Raw genomic sequence first — 23,362 nt, 5'->3', positions numbered from 1 at the left:
GCGGACCAAAACGCACTAGGAGTGCGTTTTGGGCACGCTGGTCACGTCGGGTCCGCGGGGGTGTCGTAGCGTCTGCTCCCGACGAATCCGGCCAGGAAGGGTGCACTGATGCGGGGTCGGCTCCCAACCGGTCGGGCCGTCACGGTCCAGGTCGCCGACGGGATCGTCACCGGGATCGACGACGCGCCGGACGAGGCCGACCTGCCGTGGCTGTTGCCCGGACTGCTCGACCTGCAGGTCAACGGGTACGGCGGCCTGGACGTCAACGCCGACCCGCCCGGATCCGCGGTCGTGCACGACCTGACCCGGGCGTTGTGGCGGCACGGGATCACCGGCTGGTGCCCGACGATCATCACCGCCGGCCGCGCCGACATGCTCGCCCGGATCAGCGCCGTCGCCGACGCCGTGGCCCGCGACGAGACGACCCGGCACGGCGTCGTCGGGATTCACGTCGAAGGCCCGCACCTGTCGCCGCAGGACGGCGCACGCGGCGTGCACGAGGCGCGCCATGTCCGGCCGCCTGACGTCGCCGAACTCGAGACCTGGGTCGATGCCGCAGCCGGCCTGCTCGCCATCGTCACTCTCTCCCCCGAGTGGGACGGCGCGGAGGACTACGTGCGCGCCTGCCGGGCGCGGGGTGTCGTCGCCGCCATCGGCCACACCGCCGCGAGCCCCGAACAGATCCACCGGTGCGTGGACGCCGGGGCGACCTTGTCGACCCACCTCGGCAACGGGGCGCCGGCCACCATCCCGCGCCACCCCAATGCCATCTGGGCCCAGCTCGCCGCCGATCCGCTGTCCGCCAGCTTCATCGCGGACGGCCATCACCTGCCCGCCGACACGATGACCGCGATGATCCGAGCCAAGACCGTGCCGCGCAGTGTGCTGATCAGCGACAGCACGGCCCTGGCCGGGCGACCGCCCGGCGACTACGACACGCCGGTCGGCGGGCGCGTCACTCTCTCCGCCGACGGCCGGCTCGCCCCGGTCGGCAGCCCCTACCTGGCCGGATCGGCGATCACGCTCGCCGACGCGGTGGGCCGGGTGGTCGACCTCGCCCGGGTGTCGCTGGCCGACGCCGTACGGATGGCGACGGCAAACCCGGCCGGCGTCCTCGGCGGGCGGGGCCGTGGCCGTGGCCGGGTGGAGCCCGGGGCTCCCGCCGATCTGTTCACCTGCGACTGGTCACCGGGCGATCGAGGGCTGCGGGTGCGGGAGGTCGTCGTGGCGGGTCGGACCGTGTGAGCAGGCCGCCTACCGATCGCGCGCGATGCCTCAGACGGCCGCGGTCGCGGCGATCCGGCTGAGCCGGGCGAGCGTTTCGGTCATGCCGTTGTGCAGATCACGACGGCGGTCCTTGCGCCCGTACAGACCGCCGATGATGAACCAGCCGACGATGGTCAGCGGCTTGGTGACGGTGTAGGACTCGGTGACGCGGGTGCCGGTGCCCTCGGGGATGAAGCGGTAGCGCCATTCGACGGTGCCGGCGAACGGCTCCGTGCGGGCCCAGGCGATCTCGCGGTCGGGCACGACGGTGACGATGACCGGCTTGTTGCCCCAGGCGGGTCCGTGGCCGGCCTTGTTCTTGGCGTGGAAGCGGGCTCCGACGACGGGCTCGGTGGCGCCGCCGAGCCATGTGCAGCTGAGAATCTCGTCCGACAGCTCGGGCGTGCGGGTGATGTCGGCGATGATGGCGTAGAGCGCCTCGGGCGTGGCGTCGACGTAGCGGTCGACCGTGTCGGTGGTGAGTTCCTGTCTCATGACTTCGCCTTTCGGGACCGGGGTGCGTAGTGCTGCACGAACATCTGGAAGGTGGTCTCGCTTAGTGAGGTGAACGCGCCCTTGTCGAAGGGTGCGTCGGGTTCGTTCGCCGCCTGCTGCGAATAGATGCCGGCGATCAGGATGCTCAACAGACGGAGCGCCTCGTCGGAATCGGCGGCCTTCGCCAGCTCGCGGCGGCGGACCGCCGCCGCGAGCTCGGCGCGTACGAGCCGCCGGATCGCGACGCTGGGCTCGTAGGACGACGGGCTGGGTTCGAAACCGGTCAGCGGGCGCCAGTACATGAGCGACGCCAGGCCGCGTTCCTCGAAACTCGCTCGCATCATTGCGCGACAGGCCGTCAGGAGCCGCTCGAGCCCCGGCTCCAGCCCCTCGACAGCCTCTTCTATCGCCATCAGGGACAGGCGGTATCCCTGGGCGAACAACGCATCGTAGATCGCGTTCAGCGACGGAAAGTACTTGTACAAAGACGGAGCACGCATGCCGAGCCGGCGGGCGATCTCCGACATGCTGACCGCCCCGGCACCTTGCTCGTCAAGCAGCTCCTTCGCGTGCATGAGCGCCTCGTCGATGACCACCTGTCGCCGGACGCTGGTCCGCGACTCCACTTGGCTATAGGCCGTAGGCATAGCTATATGGTGTAGCCGACCAGGTGTCGTGTCAAGTGCGGCGAGCACCGTCCTCCGAACGGTGGCCGGCTCAGCGGGGAATCTGCACCGATACGAGCAGAGCCCGGTGGTCCGATCCGGCGATCGACAACGTCTCCGCGCTCGTCGCGACGGCGTGCCTGGTCAGCACGTGGTCGATCGCGATCAGCGGCGGGTACCAGGTGTGCGCCGGGTAGGTCCGCGTGACGCCCGCACCCGCCTGCTCGGCGCCGTCGGCGTAACCGTGGACGAGCAGCGCCCGGAACTGCGCGATATCCGGCGTGGCGTTGAAGTCCCCGCCGACGACGACGGGTCCGTCCGGTGACAGGTCGCGTAATACTCCGGGCAGGCGCCGTATGTCGCGCTGCCAGAGCGTGCTGCTCGGCACGGGGCCGGCCATGTGGAGCGTGACCACAGCCACCGGCACCGCCACCCGCGGAACGGCGAGCTTCGCGGTGATAAAGGCAAATGTGAAGTCCGTCCGCCGGCCGATCGAGGTGAGCGGATAACGACTCCACATCCCCGTACCGATGGCGCTCGGATCGGCGTGGGCAGCGTGGTAGGGCAGCACGTCGTCCAGCCCGGCCTGTTCAAGACGGGTCTGCTCCGGCCCGGTCAGTTCCTGCAGCGTCAGCAGGTCGACCCGATGGTCGCGCACGGCGCGGACGACGGCCGCGGGGCTCGCCTGCCCGAGTCGCAGGTTGCAGGTCATCGTGACCAGCCGGGTCGAGTCGGCCGGGGGGCGCGCGGAGACGAACAATCGGCTCTGCGTGCTCGCACAAGCGACCACGACGACGAGGGCGAGCACCAACACGAGCCACTGCCGTGCCACCACGAACAGCACGGCGGCCGCCGGCGCGGCGAGCATGAGATATGGCGAGAACGCCGATACCCCCAGCGCCCAGGAACGTCCCGGCGGGCGAAAATGCGCGATCAGAGCGACGACGGCGACAAGAAGCAGGACACCGCCGGCGATGCTCAGCACGAGATGCGGTCCGCGCCGCGGGCGGGTAAGCGACGAGGCATCGTCTCTCCGTGCGCACGTAGGTGTCATGTCGGCGAGCCGGTGCCCGGAGGAAAGTGGGTTCTGTGATCGTAGACCGCGGTCACCCAGGTGCCGAAGAAGGTACGGTGGAAGCGGTCGGTGATCAAAGGAAGTTCGTGAAGTTTCGCAGCCGTTGGACGCTCATCGTCGTCGCAGCCGCTGCGGTGGTAGCCACGGGCATCGGCCTGGTAAACGCGGCGAATGCGTCGTACCCCCTCGCGCGAAACTATGCGTTCACCGGACTGAGTTCGGACTGGGCCGTCTACGACACGACCCACTCGAAGGCCCCGTCCGCCCGGGTGCCGTCTCTCGTGACCGTGTCGGGCGGTGCCTTGCACGTCGCCACGGTCGGCGCCAAAGGTAGTGGGCTGTGCCTTTGCCGCAACACGGGCAAGCCGACGAAGCCGTACGGGCGCTGGGACATCCGGGCGCGGGCTTCGAAGAACGCCGACCACGGCTTCGCGATGCTGCTCTGGCCGAACGCCGAGAACTGGCCGGTCGGAGGGGAGATCGACCTGGCCGAGTACCCCGACGCCGCGCGATCGAGGGTGCAGGCCACCGTCCACTATGGCGCGAAAAACCGTGAGTACGTCGGATTCCTGTCGGGGTCGTTCACGACATGGCACACATACTCCGTGGTCTGGACGTCGACGTCGATCACCTATTCGGTCGACGGCCGACGCTTCCTGACGGTGCACGATCGCGCGGCGATTCCCAAGGGAGCCATGCACCTCGTGCTGCAGGCGGGCGCCAACAGCGGCATCCGGGCGGCTGCCGACACCAGGGCGACTCTCGACGTCGACTGGGTGAAGGTCTACCGATAGCCCGACCGGGGTCAGATCTGGGCACGTGCGGCTCCGGCCAATTGGACGACCGCGAGTGCCACCAGACCACCGGTGAGCACCACTCGGGCGACCAGCCACGGGCCGGCGGACGCTGTGGCCACGACGCCCGCACCGGCGACGAGCGTCGCGCACAACCCGACGAACGACGACCGTCGGCTCGGCAGCGGTAGTGCGCGGTCCCGTGCGACGTACCGGCGAGCCACCATCGCCTGCACGGTGAATGCGGCCAATGTAGCCAGGGCAGCCCCGTCGACGTGGACGAGCGGGATGAGGACGATGTTGAGTACGACGTTGATGACGGCGGCGATACCGGTACACAGGGCCACCGGGACCGTGCGGCGCAGAGCGAGCAGTGCGCGCGTGGACGCCGCGCAGTCGGCGACCGGGAACGCCGCGATCGCCACCAGGAACACCACCGTCACCAGTGACGAGGGTCGATATGACGCCGGTGCGAGGATGTCGAGCACGACCGGCGAAGCCATGACGAGCGCGGCGACGGCCGGCGCGAGGATGCCCAGCAGGCGGTCGCGGGACACCGCGAGGATGCGCCACTGTTCGCGGCGATCGCGGATCTCGAGGATCCGCGGCAACCAGGCCTGGTTGAGGAACGTGAGTAGCAGGATCGGGACCGAGCCCACGACGTAGGCGATCTGATAGCGCCCCACCGACGCGGCGCCGTCAAGGCGTTGCAGCAGCACCCGGTCGCCGCTGTTGAGCAGGAAGAGGGCGAGCGCACTGGCGGTCATCGAGGAACCGACCCGCAACACCCGGGAACTCCACGCCCGATCGAAAGTCCCCCGCAGGCGCGGACGGATCAGGATGAGCCCGATCGCGAGCGCGGCATACTGGGCCACCACTCCGGCCCAGCCGTAGGCCGTCGACGTGCGCGCTCCCGCTCCGATCACGACGACGCCGCCGAGCTGTCCGCCGATCGACGTCAGCAGGTTCATCGCCACGAAGGCGCCGAGCCGATCCTCGGCCCGGAGCAGCGCCATCATGATCAGGTTGACCGCGCCCGGACCGGACCAGAGGACGGCGAGGACGACGATGCCGCGGAAGTGCGGGAACCCGGCGGCGCCGCTCCACGCCCTCCCCGTGAGCAGGAGCACCGCGGTCAGTGCGACCGCGATCGCGGCGCCGAGCCACACGATTCGCGCCGCCCCTGCACGGTGGCTGGAACCGTCGCTGTGCTCGATGATCAGGGCCTGGTCGAGGCCGAACACCATGAGCACCGAGAACACCTGGTACAGCGCGATCGAGGTCGCGAGATGACCGAAGTCGGACGACCCGAGCAGGTGTGCCAGCACGGGTGAGACGGCCGATGAAACGACGAGTTGCAGCGACCACACCAGGACGTAGATCATGCCGCGCCCGAACAGGCCGTTGGCGGTGGGCGTCGATCGGCGGTGCCTCGGGCCGCGCGGAGTCACCGCATGCCGCGGCGATGCGGTCCGGCGTGGTGGGGTGAGAACGTCAGACGGCACGGAGTTCACCGTCGATGAAGTCCAGCAGCGGACTGCTGGGCGAACTGGCGAACTTGCGGGCGAACAGCGCCGGTGGCCGCATTCCACGCGCGGCGCGCGTCACGTCGTCGCGGTGCTGATCGGTGAGCCATTCCGGGCTCCGCTGACGTAGCTTGCCCCAGTCCGTGAACCAGAGGTTTTCGGCGACGACGTCGTCCGCGCCGGGAACCGATCGCAGCGCCGTGGCCAGCAGGCTGTGGACATAGGTCTCATCGGGATTCCAGGTCCGCCGCCAGAAGCGGGCGAGGTCTGGTCGACGCGCGTCGAGGTCGAGAATCAGCTCGGCGTGCGCACGGCTCAGGATCTTGTTGACGCTGCCACCGGCCGGGACGACGCCGGGCGGGATCCGGCGGCGCACGGGCAGCCGGACCATGTGCCTGCGCACGACCCAATGCGGATAGCGCAGCCGGTCCAGCCCGCCGTGGCCACTCCATGCGGCCCGGGGCAGGCGTTGCATCGGTGTGACCGAGCGGCCGGCGAGGTCACCGAGCGCACGTTCGATGACGCCGTTGCTCTGCAGCGGATAGTCGCTGCCCTGCAGGATCACGACGTGGTCGCAGTCGGTCTTCTGCAGGGCCACCCGGAGTCCGTCGAGCTCGGCCGTCACGGCGCCCCAACTCCCCCACGGGGTCGGTCGCCGACGGACCGGGATGACCGTGTCCTGACCCGCCACCATCCCCTCGTACACCGCGTCGTCGGTACGGCCGTCACAGTGGAGCACGACCGGCGCCGGATGTACGGCGGCGACCAGCCGCCGCACGTGCCCGGCGTCGGCGTGGGCCAGGATCAGGTACGTCACGATCCCGCTCATCGGCCGCCCGCTCGATGTTTGGCGGCCCGGAAGGCCGGCACGTCGAGTCGGTACAGCGTCGCCGACGCGCTGCGGTACTCCGGCTTCCAATAGGTGCTGGTCTGCATTGCCCGGCGCATCGCGAGGAAATCCTGGTACCGCTGGATTCCGTACAGGTCGTCGTATGCGCCGGTGGACGTCGTCACGAGGGCGTAGTAAGCCGACGGTTTGCCGGCCCTGGTCATCGCCCGCGTCATTGAGTACACATCGTTCGCGCCGTTGTAGTGGACCGACTTCGGCAGCACATGCAGGGTGTCCCGCGCCACGTAGAGGTCGCGCGGTGACCGCGCCGTCAGCCGCCCGGGCACGGCGTTCCCCGAGCCGGTGATCAGCACCACCGACTTCGCCGGCGCGTCCAGCTCGAACTTCTGCACGGCGTCCACGGTGCCGGGCCGGATCACGCGATACCAGTCCATCCCGTACGTGCCCACACAGAACACCGCGACGCCGACGAGAAGTGCGGCGCCGAAGGCCGGCAGGCGGCCGCGTAGCTCCCACCGGCCGCTCACCAGAAGCGTGACGATCCAGGGCAGGCTGAACAAGGCTGCCCGGAACAGCGCCTCGTTGCCGTAGTTGTTGCCGGCGAAGAGCAGGGCGGGGCTGGCGGCGCAGGCCAGCAGCGCCCACCGAAGTCGGCCGCGGTAGCGCAGCGCGATGAATGTGGCGGCCGCGCCGATCACGAGGAACAGCGTCATCGGCGAGTAGATGGCGAAGTCGGTCAGCCCCCGGTATCCGAGCTCGCCGCCGTGACTCGGTGGCGCCGCGTTGGAGGTGGCCTTACCCAACGCTCCGAGGTTGACGAACTGGCGCAGAATGCTGAAGTTCGCCAGTGCCCAGCCGATGGCGGGGACGCCGACGAGCAGCAGCACGTACCACGGCTTGATCAGGCGGAAGACGATCAGCACGAAGAGCGCCGGCAGGATCAGGTACGGCGTGAGCTGATGGGTGACGGTGATCGCGAACGCCACGACCGTCAGGCCGGTCAGCCTGAGCGCCTTCCCGCGGCCGGTGGCCGAGGACATCGTGGGGATGGCGAGAAGCAGGACGACCAGAGCCAGGACGAAGCAGGTCGATTGCGGTGAGAAGTAGGCGTTGCCGAGAACGTTGGCGACCGCGAAGATCGCCGCCCCGACCCAGAGCCGATACCCGGAGACCGGTCCGGTCCGGGTGGCCACCAGGATCCGTTCGGCGAGCGCGCGTACCCCGAGCGCAGCCACGGGATTGACCAGCACCGGCCACCACCGCGACCACGACAGAGGGTTCGTCACGTCGCCGACGTCCCAGATCGTCGCCGAGCCGGCGAAGAGCGCCGGCCAGCGGTGGTAGATACCCTGCGCCGGGTCGACCCCACCGATCTGTCGGATGACCTGGGCGACTCCGACGTGCCGGGCGGCCGACGTGACGGTCGGGTAGTCGTAGAGCAAGGCGGGTGTCAGGGCGAGCACGGTCACCAGTACGACGACGGCGAATCCGGCCATCCAGCGGGCTCCCGCAGCACCGGCGGCGGCGACCCCGACGACCACGAGCGCCAGTCCGGCGTACCACAGCGGCCCGACGCGGGTGAACGGCCCGGCGAAACCGGCGTAGGAGCCGTGGTGCGCCAGGCAGCTGGTCACGACCAGGACGAGTCCGAGCACGCTGGCCACGAGGGCCGGTGCGGCACGGCGAACCCGCTCCGCCGCCTCGGAGAGACTCCGTCGCTCGCCCGTGCCGAGGCCGCGCGTGCGCACCAGTGCCGTCCCGTGCAGAACGGCCGCCGCGGCGGCGAGAACCACGAAGACGCCGGCCGGATGCCAGAAGTGCGCCTCGGCGATCGCAAAGCCGCTCAGCAACGTGATGGTCAGGCTTGTCGTCACCGAGAACAACAGGTAGTTCGGCCCGGACACCTGCCGGACTACCGACGTCGCCGCCGACCCGATCCCGAAGAGGAAGAAGATCGACGCGCCGAGCGCCTGGACGGTGCTGACACCGGACGCGGCGCCGACCGCGACCATCGCCACCGAGATCGCGGTGACGCAAGCGGCCGCCCACCGCAGGGTCGCTCCGGTATCGGGCGGGTCGTCGGCAATCAGGTGGGTCGGCGCCGATGGTTCGGGCGCGGTATGTCGGGTGGGGCTGGAGATGGTGGCGTGCACGCCGGTCCGTCCTTCCGTTGCCCGGTCGTCAGCGAGCGAGGGGTCTCCTTGCTGCGATGTGACCGAACTGGTCAGCGAGTCGTGGGTCGGCTCGTCGTCGCGACCTCACGGATGCGGGTGAGCTCGCCGGTCAGGGCTGCGCGGTAGGACTTCACCGCGAGGGTGATCTGCTCGACCCGCGCGAAGCGGGACGAGTCGAGGCGTTCGATCGCGTCGGTGAGCAGGTCCGCGCTCACCTCGTCACAGCGCAGCGACAGGTCGTCCTGTCCGATCGAGGCCATGAAATCGCGGCACTTCGGCTGGTATTCGAGTGCGATCATCGGTACGCCCGCGGCCGCGGCCAGGACGGCGCCGTGCAGTCGTTGCGCGACAAGTGTGTGACACCCGTCGAGTGCGGCGAAGAACTCGGCACCGGTGCCGACACGGTGTTTCGAGGCCGAACCGGGGTGTCGCTCGTCGACCGCGTCGACGACGTGCTGCGCGGCGGCGTCGTCCTCGTCGTTCATCACCAGCAGGCGTACTTGGCGGCCGGAGTCGGCCTGCCGCACGGCGGTCTCGGTCACCGCGTCGAGGACCCGGCGCGGAGCATGGCCCCAGAGGTCGTCGCCGAAGCCGAGGCAGAGGCCGAGCGCGCCGCCGGTCTCACCGGCCCGGGCCTCGTCCGCGGGCTCGAGCAACAGCGCCGGATCGCCGACGACGCGGGCCTCGACGCCGACGTCGGCGAGCAACTCTGCCGACCGCGGGCCGCGGACGGTCACCCGGTCGAAACGGCCGAGCGCACGGCGCCAGCGATGGAGCTCGTCCCGGCCGGAGAAGCTGTTCCGTCCGGAGAACGCCGGGTCCTCGACCCCGGCACCGATCATGAACCACGGCCGCTGCCGGGCCTGGGCGACGCCGGCGACGTTCAGCACCGTGCGCCAGTTGCGCCGCCCGATCGCGGTCCCTCCGCCGAGCAGCAGGTGCCGGTCACCGGCCCCGCCCCGGCCGACGGCGCGCCGCAGATCCTTCATGGTGTGCGCGGCGTAGACGACCTCGTCCGGGCGCAGCTGGCCGAGCAACGCTTCGGCGATCGCGTCGTCACCGAGGTTGCCGAACCCGACCCAGCCGACATAGGCGAACCTCATGCCGCCGTCTTCCTGCTGCGGTGCAGCGCGAGCGGGCCCCGGACGAATCCGGCGAGCTCGGCGCGGCGCAGTGACTTCGGCGGCGAGGCCGATGTGGCGACCGACTTCTGCCGCGACGCTCCGACGAGCCGGTGGAGTCCGGGACCGATTCGGCGCAGCACCGGGCCGATCTCGCGTGGCTCATCGACCACGAGCCTGGTCAGCATCGCCGACAGCCCGATCCCGTAACCGTGTACCTGGTCGACGAGATCGACCTCATCCCGCCGATGCTCGTGCCAGACCAGCGCGTGCGGCGTGTAGGTGATGGCACCGCCGGCGAGCAGGTACCGGAGGAAGAGATCGAGGTCCTCGCCGGAGCGGGTCGCCGTCCCGGGGCCCAACGCGGTGCTCATACCGCCGAGGTCCGTCCACACGCGGCGGCGGCAGGCCATGTTGTTGCCGGATCCGACCATCCCGGGGGTGTAGGGGAACAGCGGATGGATCTCCGTGTCCTCGCGGCTGAACCGCCGCCGGTCGAAGCCTTTGCCGAAGCCGCCGATGCCCTCGAACCAGACCTGGGCGGGAGTGTCGAGCACGTGCGGTGCGACCAGTCCGGTCACGATCCCCACCCGGGAGTCACCGAACTCGGTCAGCAGGTTGTGCAGCCACCAGCGGTCGACGACGACGTCGTCGTCGGTGAACGCGACGATGTCGGTCGTCGCGGCCGCGGCGCCGAGGTTGCGAGCGGCGCTCGCGCCGGGGCGTGGCTCGCTGGCGTACCGGACGATGTCGTGGGCGTCGGCCAGCTCACGTAGTGCGTCGGCGTTTCGCCCGAGGTGGGGGGCGTTGTCGACGAGGACGATCTCGTCGGGCACGCGTGCGCCGAGCAGGATGCTCGCGATGCAGCGCTCGGCCTGAGCCGCGCGGCCAGCGGTGGCGATGACGACGGAGGCGGTCAGGTCGGTGTCGTCGGCCGCGACCTCGGGACTGCGATCCGTCCCGAGGGCGCTGTCCACCGCGTCCCGAACGGCCTGGGCCCGCACCTTGCCGGCGTCGACGGGCACATCCACCGTCCCGAGCACCCGCCCGGAGTCGCGCACGACCAACCGGGCCTCGCGGTAGCGGCTCTGCGACAGCTCGGGCACATCGATATCGGCGTCGAGCGAGGAGACGTCGACCTCACCGACGTGGATCGGGGAGAACTCCCCCGCCGCTGCCTTCGTCTTACGCAGCCGCCCGACGGCGTAGCCGGCCGCGAACATGCCAAGCGTGAGGGGTATGGCACCGACGGACTGCGCGGCCGACCGGTCGCCGCCGAGCCAGCTCCGGGTGTCGCGGACGACCGCGGCGGGCAGAACCTTGCGCCCGTACGCGACCTCGGTCGTCATGGCGTCGCGTCCGACATCGCCGGAGATCAATGCCTTCGAGATTCCCTCCGCGTAGGCACGCTTACGGAGGTACCGCCAGGTCGTGCGGTCGACGGTCACGCTGTGGTCGACGATGGCGTCCGGCTCGAAGATGATCTCGACGTCGGGACGCTCCTGGCGGAGCCGGATACAGAGCTCGGTCTCCTCGCAGCCGAGCGGCGTGGTGCCCACCCGACCGACGCCTTCGTCGAAGCCGCCCACGAGGTCGAAGACGTGGCTCCGGAAGGACATGTTGCAGCCCATGAGGTTCCGGATCGGCGAGCGGGACCGTGGCATGCCTTCGTAGCTGCACCCGACGACCCAGTCGAGCTCGGGCGGGATGCGGTCGGGGCGGCCACCATCCGGCCACGCCGGGCTGGCCCAGCCGCCCACGGCGAACACGTCGTCGTCGCGGTAAGGAGCCCGCAGTGCGGCGAGCCAGCCGTCCCGCGGGACGGCGTCGTCGTCGAGAAACACCACGATGTCGCCGGTGACCTTCTCCAGCGCCGTGTTTCGCGCACCGGACAGCCCTCGGCTGTGGGTGTTGTCGACGATGTCGACGCCGTGCAGCTCGGCGCGGGCGCGTTCGAGCAGGGTTTCGTTGTGGTCGATCACCAGCATGAGCTGGTCGCCGCCGTCGAGTTGCCGGGCGGCGGCGGCCAAGCTGGCGACAAGCACGTCCCAGCGGCGTTCGGTGTAGGCGCAGACGACGACGCTGGCACCCGTTCGTTCTTCGGTCATCGGGAAGCTCCTCGCGATGGCTGTAGGACCGGGCCACTGGCCGTCATGCGATATCGCGCTGCGTCCGACGGCTCATGTATTCATCGGCCCTCGCCCGTGCAGCCTCGCGACGAACCTCCTTCAGCTTGGAGACTCGACGGCGTTCGGTGCCGATCGTCTTGAGCACGCGCAGCCCGTCGGACACCGCATTGAGATTGCTGTCGCCGAAGACGCGGTAGAGCTCGTAGCTCGGGACCTCCGTGACGGACAGGCCTGCTGCGGCGATGCGGCAGTTGATGACGGTCTCGATCTCGAAGCCGTCCCCCCAGATCATCGAGGAGCCGTCGAGGGTCGAGACGGATGGCGACGGCAGGTCGAGGTGCGGCAGCACGTCCACCCAGAAGGCGTTGTAGCCGTAGCAGAGGTCGGTATACCTGGCTCGCAGCATCCGGTTCGCCACGACATTCAGGCCACGGTTTCCGGCGGCGCGCAGTCTCGTGATGTCGGCGCTGCCGCCGCCCGGCTGGAAGCGCGAGCCCTTGGCGAAGTCGGCGCCACTCTTGAGTACGTCGACGAACCGCGGGATCTCGGCGGGGTCGGCGGAACAGTCGGCATCGAACATGACGACGATGTCGCCGGTCACCGCCTCGAATCCGCAGGCGAGCGCATTGCCCTTGCCGCGCCGGGTCTGGTCGACGACCTTGATGTCGGGCTTGACGGACCGGGCCACGTCGACGGTGCCGTCGACCGACCGGCCGTCGACGAGAATGACTTCGTGGACGGGCGGTAGCTCCGGCAGAAGGACCTCGAGGTTAGCGGCCTCGTTCCTGGCCGGAATGACGATGCTGGTGCGGGGGTCCGCGGGGCGGTGCTCGGACAAGCGGATGCTCCGTTCGCGTGATCGGATCCCGTGCGGACCGCAAGAGGCCAACCCGGGACGCTGATGACAGCGGTCGGTGAAGAGGTGGAAGGAGGACTGCGGGCTCCGCGCCTGCGGGCAGGCCACGGGGTCGGGCGTGTGGTCAGATCATCGACGCGGTTTGCCGGTGGCTACGGCATTGTCGGCCGCCGGCCACCCTGTTCGATCTCACGCCACTAGGAGAACCTATCCATGCGACGCGGGTGTAAACGGCGTGATAAACCCGCGTGGCTGCCGCGATGTTCCCCCGTGATCCATGTCACCGACGCTTGTCGGTGGGCCACACCCCGCGACTCGCCGCCACTATAGGAGCGCGTAGGACGGCGATGTCGGCGGGGGGCCCCAGTCTTTCGGTGTCAGTTGTGGAAGTACCTGACCGACTTCACGTCCATCTCGCTGGTGCCCGAGGTGGGCGTCGATTGGCTGTAGATGCCGCCCTGCAACACCAGATGCATCGGATCGACCGGTGAGTAGCTCGGGTCGGCGTCCCACACCTTCTTGTCGTCCACCCAGAACGACAGCGACGACTTCGTCCAGACCACGGAGTACTTGTGGAATGTCGAGTAGTTCCCATTGGTGAAGTGCGAGTGCTTGTTCTCGCCCGGGCCGTCGTGGACGGTGTTCTGCAACACAGTCTTGTCCGGGCCCGGGAACTCCGCGATGTCGATCTCCTGGCCCGCCTTGGGTAGGCCGTTGTTCGGCCACAGCAGGATGCCGAAGTTGTGGTGGGCATCGACCGGTGCACGGGCGTAGATGTCCCAGCGGCCGTAGGCAGGGGTGCTCAACCCGCCCCCGGCGCACAGGCACAGCCCGCTTCCCTGGTCGCCGCTCGCTTTCACGTGCAGGTATCCGCCCGAGACGCTGACGTAGGAGGGAACCCGCGAGTCGGATGTGCTCGTGCCCGAGCTGCTGTACACGCTCCACTGCGACGGAACGGTGCTGCCGGGGAACGTGTACACCTGTTGCTTGGTGAACCCACCGGCCTGTGTGGCCGCGCTGATCGGAGAGGTGGCGCCGGACGCGCCGCCCACCCCCGCGATGAACAGGCCGGCCGCCACAGTGCCGGCGACTATCGGCAGCGCCAGCAGCCTGATGCGGGTGCTTTTCAGCCGATGGCTTGCAGTGCGGTGAATTGTCATCGACGGTCTATCCTTCGGTCTCGGCTAATCATGGTCGAGGTCGAAGCACGTACCTTACCGCAATAATTTCGCACGCCTCACGCGTGACCGGCGCCACAGCGATCGGTCGGTCTCAGTCCCGCAGCACATGATCCCCACGAGAGCAGAGCCCATGTTCCGAAATGATCCAGCCGGACCGCTGAGCCGGCTCTACCACAACGCGCGGGGAGCGCGCGTCGCGCGAACCGCCCACCTCCCGATCACGTCCCGGCTCAGTCCACGCACGCGTATCGGTGCGAACACCTGGATCAACGGCCCGGCAACCTGCAAGGGCGGCGGCACGATCTCGATCGGTGCACACTGCGCCATCGGTCAGGATCTGTTGATCACCACGACGAACCACGACACCCGGTTCGCGAACATGATGCTGCGCATGCACTGGGAGCAGGGATTTCTCGATCTCGAAGGCTCGGACGACGTCACCGTGGGGCCTGCGTCCTGGATCGGCGACCGCGTCACGGTGCTCCCAGGCGCGCACATCGGAGCCGGGGTGGTGATCGCGGCCGGCTCGGTGGTCACCCGCCGCAGCTATCCCGACTACGCCGTTCTCGCCGGCACGCCCGCGCGCGTGCTGAAGATGCGCGCGGCGCCCGACGTCGTTGCCGTGCTCGTCGAGGCGCAGTGGTGGACGTGGCCCAGCGACCGGGTCGCACGCAATCGCGCGTTCTTCGAGACCGACATCAGCAGTGCTGATGCCGCAACCGTCCGTTCGCTCATCGTCGACTGACGTTGATCTCCAGGACGACCGACCCGGAGGCGGCCCGGTGGACTACCTAAAAATGGCCCTGCACCTGTCCCGGGCGGGAGACAGGTGCAGGACCGGTCCTCTGCCTTCCGGTCCGGAGCGCGGCACGGGGACTGAGGCTCGCTACTAGTACTACCGCTGCGGCGGCGCTTCCAAACATGTCCGGCGGTTGCCCTGGCAGACGGCCCCGCCGCCGGCCGCCGGGCGGGCGTGTCATCTCTGCACCTGCCCGCGTGGCGGCCGAAATCACCGGTTCCGGTTGCTTGGTTTCACCGAACGCCACCGACATCCGACCTACCCTGGCGCAGGCCAGCGGGTAATCGGGGTCCTACAGATCCGCGAGGCCGGGGGGTGCCCGCTGGCTCTTTCGCGTCCCGTGCACAAGATCCGTGCACCAGGGTCCGTATGCAAGATCCCCCGAACAGGGGGGCGCCCCGGTCAGCGTGAGCCGGCCGGGGCCCGACCGATAGGGGGGGTACCGGCTATGTCCAGCATGCCCACGGGAGTCGCGATGAATCCGATGCTGGTCGCCGAGTCGCCGATTCTGCGGTGGATGTGGCCACTGAGGCAGCCGGGACGAGCGGTCCCCTCCGCGGGGTGGAAATAGCCCCAACCCGCCAATGAGTCACCGTTCGGCGAGTAACACTGAATTCAGAGCAATCGCTATCCGGGCGCGTGAAGTCGTCTGACGAATTACCCAAATGGGGGAATCCACCTAGTGACCACGTCGACCGTCACCACTCATCCGCACTGGTGCGACACCGATAACTGTCCAGCCACCCGCGATCCGTACGAGATGCATCGCGGCGTCCCACGCCTTGTCCGCGCCGACGACGACTGGGGCTGGCATGTGACCGTTCGCCCTGCCGCGTACGGCGATCCGCAGGATCCCGGCCGCGGGTACAGCACCTCGTTCATCGAGATCTGCGCCGGCGAGGCCGGTAACTACCACCAGCTCGTCCTCCAACTGTCCCCCGACGGGGCCGAGCAGCTGCTGGCGGAGTTGCCGGAGATGCTGACGGCGATCAAGTCCGACGACGAGGCCCACCCGATCGGCGACTAGCAGTCGGTCGGCGGCGCGACACGGCGGCGCGACACCCGTCAGAACGCGCGGACCCCTCCCCTCCTCGCCATGATGGTCGGCGACGGACGAATCCGTGATGGCGATACCGTGGTGGTCACGGGGCGGCGAGGAGCTGATGATCGGGTGAGGATCGCGCACGTCAGTGACTATTACCTGCCCCGGCTCGGCGGGATCGAACTCCACATCCACGATCTGGCTGTCCGCCAACGCGCGGCCGGACATCAGGTGGAGGTCATCACCACCGCTCCCGACGAAAGTCCGGTAGCAACGGCCCGACAGACCACCGGAGGACTCCTCGTCCACCGGGTGCCTGCGGCCACCCAGGTCCCGCTTCCATTGCGGCTCGGGGCGGTGCCATCCGGCCGCCGGGTGGTTGTCGACGGCGGCTACGACCTGGTGCACGTGCATTCCGCGCTTGTCTCACCGTTCGCGGTCGCGGCGGCGGCGGCTTCCGGGAAAGCCGGTATTCCCACAGTGGTCACCGTCCACTCCCTCTGGGCCTATCTGACCCCCCTCTATCGCGCCTTGAACGCGTCCACCCACTGGAGTCACCTGCCGGTCGTGTGGTCCGCGGTCAGCGAGGCCGCGGCCGAGCCGATCCGTCGTACCGTCGGACCGGAGATCGGCGTCGCGGTGCTGCCCAACGCCGTCGACCCCGCGCGCTGGCAGGTCGCCCCCGCACCTCGTGACCCCGACGAGGTCGTCATCGTCAGCGTGATGCGGCTGGCGCCGAGAAAGCGGCCCCGGCAGCTGGTGCGGATGCTCCGGCGGATCCGCGACGAACTCCCGCCGTCCGTCCGGCTGCGCGCCGTGATCGTCGGCGAAGGCCCGGACCGGCCGCACGTCGAACGGTCTCTGCGGCGCCACGGCATGTCCGACTGGGTCGAGCTCCCCGGCCGGCTGCGCCGCAACCAGATCCGCGACCTCTTCGCCCGCGCCGACGTGTTCCTGGCCGCCGCCAACCTCGAGTCGTTCGGCATCGCCGCGCTCGAGGCCCGGGCCGCCGGCCTCCCGGTCGTCGCCAAGGCCCACACCGGAATCGCCGAGTTCATCGCGCACGGCCGCGAAGGGTTGCTGGGTTCGACCGACGCCGACCTGGCCGACGCCGCCACCCTGCTCGCCCGCGATGATGGCCTGCGGACGAACATCGCCGCGCACAACCGCGCCGTCCGGCCGACCCTCACCTGGGAACACGCCCTCTCGTGCAGCGAGGCCGCCTACTCGACGGCCCGGTCGGGGTCGCAGCCGACCGCCTCCACGTCGCTGGCCACCGGTGTCGCCGGGTGAGCTCGGTTCGGACCGGCGTACGCACGATCGTCTCGTTCCATGCGCATCCCGACGACGAGGCCCTGCTGACCGCAGGGACCCTGGCGCGGCTCGCCGCCGAAGGTCATCGTGTCGTCCTCGTCGTGGCGACCGCCGGCGCGGCCGGTCTCGTGTCGTCTGACCTCACCGGTGACCTCGCCGCCATCCGGACCGAGGAAGTGCGCCGATCCGCGCGACTGCTCGGCTGCGCGCGGGTGGTGATGCTCGGGTATGACGACTCGGGCCTGGACGGGCGGCTCGACGCGACCCGGTCCTTCGCGCATGCCGAGGTCGACGTCGCAGCCGCCCGGTTGGCCGCCGTGCTCGACGAGGAGCGCGCCGACGCCGTGACGATCTACGACGCCGCGGGCGGCTACGGCCATCCCGATCACGTCCAGGTCCATCACGTCGGCGCGAGGGCTGCCCAGCTCGCCGGGACGCCTATGGTGCTGGAGGCCACCGTCGACCGCGACCTACTGCAGCGGGCGCTGCGGCTGACCCGCCGACTGCCCCTGCCGGCCGACTTCGACGCCGACCGGTTCGCGACCGCCTACACACCGCGCAGCGCCCTCACCCACCGGGTCGACGTCCGCCGATACGCCGCGCAGAAGCGGGCCGCGATGGCCGCCCACGCCACCCAGCTCTCCGGCGGCACCGACGCCCGCACCTTGCGGGTCTTCCTGCGTCTCCCCCGCCCCGTGTTCCGGGCCGTCTTCGGCCACGAGTGGTTCGTCGAGCACGGCCGGACCCCGAGCCGCCCGCCGCTCGACGACGTCCTCGCCGGTCTCACCCGCCCGGACGGTCACCGGCCGGGAGCAAACGGACGCAGGTCGTAGCCGAGCGCGACGGCAGGCCGCTCGACCGGCACCGTGCGTGGTCGGACGACGACAACTCCCGACCTCGGGGGGTGGCGCGCCGCAATCGGGGGTATGTGCGGTCTCGACCACACCTATCTCCACCGGGCCGATTTCGCGCCCCTTGATCGAGGAGTCCGATGCCTGACCCCCGACCGGGCGGGCCCGCCACGCACGAGGTCGCCGACCGCGATGAACAGCGTGGCGGCCCCCGCGGTGCCAGCCTGCTGACCCTTCGGCACCTACTCGCCGCCCTCGCGCTGCTGCTCAGCACGGGCTGCGCCGTCGTCGTCACGAACACCATCACGCCGGCCGCGTTGTCGACCATCCTGGTGGTGCTCTCGGTCATCGCGATCGTCGACGTCGGGGTGTTCCGGCGTCGGCGCCGCAGCGAGCCGGACTAGCGGCCGCACCAATCGGCGAACGCGGACATTTCTCCGCGCGCCGTCCCTGTCACCGGTAGACCCGGAAGTAATCGAACCGGGCGATCGCCTTTCCGACGGCCTGGTCGGTCGCGGGGCTCGACCCCTGCGAGACCAGGCCGATCCGGGGCTGGCTCCCGGCCGGCAGCGTCCATACCGCACCCCAGATCCAGTGCCGGCCGTCCCGGCTGGAGCCGGCCCGGTAGAGACCCTCGCCCGTCGCCGGATCGGTGCGGTGCGCGATCCGCAGCCAGACGGTGCCGCTCGGCGGTCCGATCACGGCGCCGCCCCAGGACGACACCCCGGCGAAGGTCTCCCGCTTGCCGAACTCCACGATCCGCGTCCCGTCGACCGCGACGTGGTCGAGTCGCAGGAAATGGTCGTCGGCGAGATACACCACGAGACCGGCCTGCTGGTAGTTGCGGACCGTGTCGACACCGAGGTTCATCGAGAGCTTCGTTTCGACCGTGTAGTCGCCGCCGGGCGGGTCGCGGAGCAGCACGCCGGCCTGGCCGGCACTGGCACCCGAGAGATCGCTGTCCTCGGTGGGCCAGGTCAACTGCCCGCCGCTCACCTGCGCGTCGGGGTCCTGCCGCAGCCAGGACCATCCGGTACCGAGGCCCGCCCGGAATTCGTCGGAGGCGCGCGGGTCGAGCCGGCCGATCCGGGGCAACGGTGCGGTCCGGGTCTGCGGGCGGTACAAGCCGGCGGCGGCGACGTTGTCGACATCGACCGCGCCCACGCCGGTGACACCGGCCCGGGAGCCGCCTGGGATCGCTGGTGCGGTCGCGGTGACCGCGGCGTAGGGGTCACCGAGGCGGGCGTCGCTGATCTGGGCGCTGATCTGCCGACCCCGGACGTCCACCGCGAGGGTGTGCCAGGCGGAGGCGACGAAGTCGGCCGGCAGCCCGATCTCCCGGGCGACGGACCGGCCGTGGACCGTCGAGATGATGCGGAGGGTGTGGCCGGCCGCGTCGAGGACCGCGCGGATGTTGTCCGCCGGGTCGCGGTAGCGCGCCACGACGCCGACCGAATCCGCGTCTCCAGCACTCCGCACGTCCGCCTCGACGTGCACATCCGCCGGCAGGGCTGCGTCCGAGACCGCAAGGGAGGTGGGCCCGCCGAGCCGGCCGTAGCCGCCGGCATCGCTTCCGGGATCGGCGGGACGCACGTCGAGTGAGCCCGTCGCGGCGTGCAGGTCGGTGCCCGCGGTGAAGGTGTCGTCCACGGTCCCCCGGGTGACCGGAGCGACCTGCGGCGTGTCCGACGCCCACGCCCCGCCGCGCACGGTGGGCCAGCCGTCGATCCAGTCCAACCGGTCGAGCAGCATCGGTCGCATGGTGAAGCCGGGCGACCCGTCCAGGTAGGGACGGTTCTTGTCGACGGCGTGGTAGGCCAGAAACGTCTGGCCGGACAGGTCGGTGACGATCGCGTTGTGCCCGGTACCGACCCAACGGTTCCCGTTGGGCGCGACCACGATCGTTCCGCCGGTGTCGGAGCCGAGCAGCGACACGCCCTCCTTGTCGCGGAACGGCCCGAGCGGACTGCGTGCCCGGCCGGCGAAGACGGTGTAGCCGGTGGTCGCGCCCGCACAGCAGTTCGCCGAGGACGCCATCAGGTAGTACCAGCCGTCCCGCTGGATGACGTAGGAGCCCTCGAACCGGGTGCTGGTGACCTGCCGGGCGGCCCCCACGGTGTGCATGCCGTCGGCGGTGAGCCGGATGACCCGGATCCCGGTGCCGTAGCTGCCGTAGTAGAGGTAGCGCGAGCCGTCCGTGTCGGTGAACTCGGCGGGGTCGATCACGGTCGTGTAGCCGGCGCCGTTGGCGTTCTTCTGCGGTGCCAGCAACGGCTTTCCCGAGTCGGTCCACGGCCCGGCCGGTGTCGGCGCCGTTGCCACACCGATCGCGGGGTCGAAGGTGTCCGCACTCGTCGTCGTGTTGGGCGAGACGAAATAGAGCACGTAGTGGCCGTTGAGATAGCGGATGTCAGGAGCCCAGAAGCCGGCCGACGGTACCGACCAGGTGGGTGTGTTGGCGTCGGTGAAGACCGCGCCAAGCTTTTGCCAGTGGGTGAGGTCGGCCGAGCGGGCCATCTTGATCGGGTCGCTCGCGCCGGTCTCGTCGTACGGTCCGCCGGTGGAGTAGGCGTACCAGTCGCCGTCCTTGCCTTTCATCACCGACGGATCGGGGAAGTCGATCGAATAGCCGGCGCTCACCGGATTGGTGTACGTCGACCCCGAGCCGCGTGCCGCGGATGCCGTCGCCGCCCAGGGGACCAGCGCGGCCACGATTGCCGCGGCCGCCAGAACCGTCACGGGTCGCCGGATCCGCCCAGAGAACATCGTTACCTCCATCGATCACGCGCCGCCGCCCGAAGAAATCGATCCATGTAACCGGAATGCTCCGACGATGTACAGGGACTGCGCCACGCGGATGGTGGGAACCGAATCCGTCAGCGCCGGACGACTCCGACGGAACTGCCCGCGCCGCGAACGGCGCGTGAGATGCCCCGGGCGGCGGCCTGCACCGCGGGGACGAGCCGGCGGACGTCCTCGGCCGAGGTCGGGACGACGACGGACAGCCCCGCGACGACAGTGCCGCAGTCACCGGCGACCGGGGCAGCCACGGATACGGCGCCGTAGGTCAGCTGCTCCCAGCAGGTGGCCTCTCCGCGCAGCCTGATGTCGGCGAGGACCCGGCGGAGGCGGCGGGCGGAGGTGATCGTGTTGTCCGTGAACCGTGGCAGTCCGCGCGCCAGGACGTCGTCGAGCACTGAAGGGTCGGCATGGGCGAGCAGCACCTGACCCACCGCGGTCGCGTGGAGCGGCAACCGGCCCCCGACGCGGGTCACGATGGGTACGGCGCTGCGGCCCGAGATCTTCTCGACGAAGAGGGCTTCGAGGTTGTCGAGCACGGCCAACTGCACGTGCTCGTGGGTGACCTCGTAGAGGTCCTCGAGAAACGGCAGCGCCAGATCGCGCAGGCCCAGCCCCCGGGGCGCGAGCGCGGCGACCTCCCACAGCCGCAGGCCCACCCGGTAGGACCGCTCGGCGGTCCGTTCGATCGCTCCCCACCCGACCAGCTCGGCCAGTAGCCGGTGCGCCGTCGGCGGCGGTAGCGAGGCGCGCCGCGCGATCTCGTAGAGGGTGAGCTCGGTGCGGGTCGGTCCGAACGCGTCGAGGATCGCCAGGACCTTGCTGGTCACCGAGCGTCCCTGCACCATGCGGCATCCCAAAAGGTGTTCCGACCAGCGGAAGGCTAGCAGCCGGCCGGGACGGCGAGCAGCGACAGTCCTGCGACAGCCGACGACCCAGCCAGGGAGCCGATCGCGTGTCCGAGACCCCGACCGAACCGACGACCGCCCGCGAGCCGCTCTCCGCGCAGAGCGTGATCGCGCGGCTGGAACGCATCGACGTCTGGTCGCTGTCCTACCTCTACATCGGGATCATCGGCCTGGGGTTTCTGTTCACCTTCTACGACATCTTCGACATCAACGTGTCCTTCATCCAGACCTGCGTGGCGCTGCGGCCCGGATGCACGCCGGCGACCGCCCTCGGCGACCTGCGGCTGCCGGTCGTGCTCAACCTGGTCGGTTACGTGATCGGCACCCTGGTGCTCAGCCCGCTCGCCGATCGGCTCGGCCGCCGCAACATGTTGCTCATCACGATGCTGATCACCGGCCTGGGTTCGCTCTACACCGCTCTCGCCCCGGACTACGCCAACTTCGTCGCGGGCCGCATCGTGACCGGTATCGGGATCGGCGCCGACCTCGCCATCGTCAACACCTACATCAACGAGGTCGCGCCCCGGCGCCAGCGGGGGCGCTACACGGCGATCATCTTCACGATGTCGGCGGTCGGCGCCTTCGTCGGGATCTGGCTCGGCCTGCTGCTCACCACACCGAAGGCGCCGTGGCCGCTCGGACTGCCCTTCGCGTTGGCGGACAAGGGATTTGAGAGCGGATGGCGATGGATGTACGCCGTCGGTGCGCTGCTCGCGCTGGTCGCGATCCTGCTCCGGATCGAACTCCCCGAGTCGCCCCGATGGCTGGTGGGCCAGCGCCGGATCCGGGACGCCGATGGCGTCGTACGACGGATGGAGGAGCGGGCCTCCCGCCGCGGCCCGCTGGCCGCACCGATCGACGTGGCGGAGGTGGTGCCCACTCCGCCGGAGCGGGCGCCCTACTCCGAACTGCTACGCAGCCCCCGCTATCTGCGGCGAAGTGTGCTCCTGCTCGCGACCTGGTTCCTCGCCTACATCACCGTCTACGCCTTCTCTTCCGGGTTCACCGCGGTCCTCACCGGACTGCACTACGAGCCGTCGGAGGCCGGCGTCATCACGGCGGTGGGCACCCTCGGCTTCATCGCCCAAGGTCTCTTCACCAGCGTCGTGGTCGAAAGGCTCGAAAGGCGGTACTGGCTGCCGATCGGAGCCGTGCTCACCATCGTCGGAGCGGTTCTGGTCGCGGAGGGCGGGACCACGCTGACGACCGCATTCGTCGGGTCCGCTCTGATCTTTTTCGGCTTCAACCTGTGGGTGTCGCCGACGTATGCGCTGTCCGCGGAGAGCTTCCCCACCCGCATCCGCACCACCGGATTCGCGGTCGTGGACGGCGTGGGCCATCTCGGCGGCGGTGTGGGCATCCTGGTGCTCGCACCCGCCCTGCCGCACCTGTCGGTGCTGGGCGCCCTTTTGCTGATCTGCTCCTTCCAGGTCGTCGCCGCCGTGGTCGTGCAGTTCGTTCCGCACACCCGGAACCGTCCGCTCGATACGGTGTCCCCCTGAGCGGGGCGGAGGAAT

20 protein-coding genes are annotated in these 23,362 nt (G+C 69.8%); 8 read left to right on the top strand and 12 right to left on the bottom strand.

What is annotated here, in order from left to right; translation table 11 throughout:
• Positions 1 to 108 precede the first annotated feature (108 nt).
• On the top strand, positions 109 to 1,245 hold the full coding sequence (locus tag VGH85_14990) for an amidohydrolase family protein (protein HEY2175110.1): 1,137 nt from the start codon (positions 109 to 111) through the stop codon (positions 1,243 to 1,245).
• A 30-nt stretch (positions 1,246 to 1,275) separates the two neighbouring features.
• Here the strand turns inward: VGH85_14990 and VGH85_14985 are convergent, their stop codons facing one another.
• The 3 genes from VGH85_14985 to VGH85_14975 form a co-directional block, all read right to left on the bottom strand.
• Positions 1,276 to 1,761, bottom strand: coding sequence for an SRPBCC family protein (locus VGH85_14985; GenBank protein HEY2175109.1), 486 nt, complete (start codon positions 1,759 to 1,761; stop codon positions 1,276 to 1,278).
• Entirely contained in the window at positions 1,758 to 2,408 is a 651-nt protein-coding gene (locus VGH85_14980; GenBank protein ID HEY2175108.1) for a TetR/AcrR family transcriptional regulator, read from the bottom strand. Before VGH85_14980 ends, VGH85_14985 begins: the two co-directional genes overlap by 4 nt.
• A 70-nt stretch (positions 2,409 to 2,478) precedes the next feature.
• Positions 2,479 to 3,411: an endonuclease/exonuclease/phosphatase family protein gene (locus VGH85_14975; protein ID HEY2175107.1), complete on the bottom strand. Its 933-nt coding sequence runs from the start codon at positions 3,409 to 3,411 to the stop codon at positions 2,479 to 2,481.
• 176 nt (positions 3,412 to 3,587) lie between these two features.
• On the opposite strand from VGH85_14975, the gene VGH85_14970 reads away from it, so the two are divergent.
• Positions 3,588 to 4,295 carry a glycoside hydrolase family 16 protein gene (locus VGH85_14970; GenBank protein HEY2175106.1) on the top strand — a complete coding sequence of 236 codons (708 nt, stop codon included), beginning with the start codon at positions 3,588 to 3,590 and terminating at the stop codon, positions 4,293 to 4,295.
• An 11-nt stretch (positions 4,296 to 4,306) separates the two neighbouring features.
• Here VGH85_14970 and VGH85_14965 read toward each other — a convergent pair whose 3' ends face one another.
• From VGH85_14965 to VGH85_14935, 7 genes are all read right to left on the bottom strand, one after another.
• On the bottom strand, positions 4,307 to 5,800 hold the full coding sequence (locus VGH85_14965; GenBank protein ID HEY2175105.1) for an oligosaccharide flippase family protein: 1,494 nt from the start codon (positions 5,798 to 5,800) through the stop codon (positions 4,307 to 4,309).
• The gene (locus VGH85_14960) at positions 5,790 to 6,650 is read right to left on the bottom strand and encodes a beta-1,6-N-acetylglucosaminyltransferase (protein HEY2175104.1); all 861 of its coding nucleotides are present in this window, start codon (positions 6,648 to 6,650) and stop codon (positions 5,790 to 5,792) included. The genes VGH85_14965 and VGH85_14960 overlap by 11 nt, the downstream gene beginning before the upstream one ends.
• Positions 6,647 to 8,824, bottom strand: a complete 2,178-nt coding sequence (locus tag VGH85_14955) for a hypothetical protein (GenBank protein HEY2175103.1) — start codon at positions 8,822 to 8,824, stop codon at positions 6,647 to 6,649. Before VGH85_14955 ends, VGH85_14960 begins: the two co-directional genes overlap by 4 nt.
• 71 nt (positions 8,825 to 8,895) lie before the next feature.
• Entirely contained in the window at positions 8,896 to 9,948 is a 1,053-nt protein-coding gene (locus VGH85_14950; GenBank protein ID HEY2175102.1) for a polysaccharide pyruvyl transferase family protein, read from the bottom strand.
• Entirely contained in the window at positions 9,945 to 12,074 is a 2,130-nt protein-coding gene (locus VGH85_14945; GenBank protein HEY2175101.1) for a glycosyltransferase, read from the bottom strand. The genes VGH85_14950 and VGH85_14945 overlap by 4 nt, the downstream gene beginning before the upstream one ends.
• Positions 12,075 to 12,117: 43 nt before the next feature.
• The gene (locus tag VGH85_14940) at positions 12,118 to 12,933 is read right to left on the bottom strand and encodes a glycosyltransferase family 2 protein (protein ID HEY2175100.1); all 816 of its coding nucleotides are present in this window, start codon (positions 12,931 to 12,933) and stop codon (positions 12,118 to 12,120) included.
• Between the two features lie 395 nt (positions 12,934 to 13,328).
• Positions 13,329 to 14,111, bottom strand: a complete 783-nt coding sequence (locus tag VGH85_14935; GenBank protein ID HEY2175099.1) for a glycoside hydrolase family 16 protein — start codon at positions 14,109 to 14,111, stop codon at positions 13,329 to 13,331.
• A gap of 151 nt (positions 14,112 to 14,262) precedes the next feature.
• Between VGH85_14935 and VGH85_14930 the strand changes: the two genes are divergently transcribed.
• From VGH85_14930 to VGH85_14910, 5 genes are all read left to right on the top strand, one after another.
• A complete protein-coding gene (locus VGH85_14930; GenBank protein ID HEY2175098.1) occupies positions 14,263 to 14,877 on the top strand; it encodes a hypothetical protein in 615 nt (204 codons plus the stop codon).
• Positions 14,878 to 15,613: 736 nt separating this feature from the next.
• Complete coding sequence (locus tag VGH85_14925) at positions 15,614 to 15,958, top strand: hypothetical protein (GenBank protein HEY2175097.1); 345 nt, start codon at positions 15,614 to 15,616, stop codon at positions 15,956 to 15,958.
• A 144-nt stretch (positions 15,959 to 16,102) separates the two neighbouring features.
• Positions 16,103 to 17,266 (top strand): glycosyltransferase family 4 protein, encoded by a 1,164-nt coding sequence (locus tag VGH85_14920; GenBank protein ID HEY2175096.1) that lies wholly within the window; start codon positions 16,103 to 16,105, stop codon positions 17,264 to 17,266.
• Positions 17,263 to 18,120 carry a PIG-L family deacetylase gene (locus VGH85_14915; protein ID HEY2175095.1) on the top strand — a complete coding sequence of 286 codons (858 nt, stop codon included), beginning with the start codon at positions 17,263 to 17,265 and terminating at the stop codon, positions 18,118 to 18,120. Before VGH85_14920 ends, VGH85_14915 begins: the two co-directional genes overlap by 4 nt.
• Before the next feature lie 158 nt (positions 18,121 to 18,278).
• Complete coding sequence (locus tag VGH85_14910) at positions 18,279 to 18,542, top strand: hypothetical protein (protein HEY2175094.1); 264 nt, start codon at positions 18,279 to 18,281, stop codon at positions 18,540 to 18,542.
• Between the two features lie 49 nt (positions 18,543 to 18,591).
• Here VGH85_14910 and VGH85_14905 read toward each other — a convergent pair whose 3' ends face one another.
• Positions 18,592 to 20,877 carry a family 43 glycosylhydrolase gene (locus tag VGH85_14905; GenBank protein ID HEY2175093.1) on the bottom strand — a complete coding sequence of 762 codons (2,286 nt, stop codon included), beginning with the start codon at positions 20,875 to 20,877 and terminating at the stop codon, positions 18,592 to 18,594.
• Between the two features lie 137 nt (positions 20,878 to 21,014).
• Entirely contained in the window at positions 21,015 to 21,767 is a 753-nt protein-coding gene (locus tag VGH85_14900; GenBank protein HEY2175092.1) for an IclR family transcriptional regulator, read from the bottom strand.
• Between the two features lie 125 nt (positions 21,768 to 21,892).
• Between VGH85_14900 and VGH85_14895 the strand changes: the two genes are divergently transcribed.
• Complete coding sequence (locus tag VGH85_14895; GenBank protein HEY2175091.1) at positions 21,893 to 23,347, top strand: MFS transporter; 1,455 nt, start codon at positions 21,893 to 21,895, stop codon at positions 23,345 to 23,347.
• The last annotated feature ends 15 nt before the right edge of the window (positions 23,348 to 23,362 follow it).

Source organism: Mycobacteriales bacterium (assembly GCA_036497565.1).
In the GTDB taxonomy this organism is placed as follows: Bacteria; Actinomycetota; Actinomycetes; order Mycobacteriales; family QHCD01; genus DASXJE01.
This window is presented reverse-complemented; position numbering and strand designations above follow the sequence as displayed.

Coding starts and splice junctions, on each gene's coding strand:
- VGH85_14990 (HEY2175110.1), top strand. CDS start 109: ATGCGGGGTCGGCTCCCAACCGGTCGGGCCGTCACGGTCCAGGTCGCC.
- VGH85_14935 (HEY2175099.1), bottom strand. CDS start 14,111: ATGACAATTCACCGCACTGCAAGCCATCGGCTGAAAAGCACCCGCATC.
- VGH85_14910 (HEY2175094.1), top strand. CDS start 18,279: ATGCCTGACCCCCGACCGGGCGGGCCCGCCACGCACGAGGTCGCCGAC.
- VGH85_14950 (HEY2175102.1), bottom strand. CDS start 9,948: ATGAGGTTCGCCTATGTCGGCTGGGTCGGGTTCGGCAACCTCGGTGAC.
- VGH85_14960 (HEY2175104.1), bottom strand. CDS start 6,650: ATGAGCGGGATCGTGACGTACCTGATCCTGGCCCACGCCGACGCCGGG.
- VGH85_14985 (HEY2175109.1), bottom strand. CDS start 1,761: ATGAGACAGGAACTCACCACCGACACGGTCGACCGCTACGTCGACGCC.
- VGH85_14945 (HEY2175101.1), bottom strand. CDS start 12,074: ATGACCGAAGAACGAACGGGTGCCAGCGTCGTCGTCTGCGCCTACACC.
- VGH85_14980 (HEY2175108.1), bottom strand. CDS start 2,408: ATGCCTACGGCCTATAGCCAAGTGGAGTCGCGGACCAGCGTCCGGCGA.
- VGH85_14930 (HEY2175098.1), top strand. CDS start 14,263: ATGTTCCGAAATGATCCAGCCGGACCGCTGAGCCGGCTCTACCACAAC.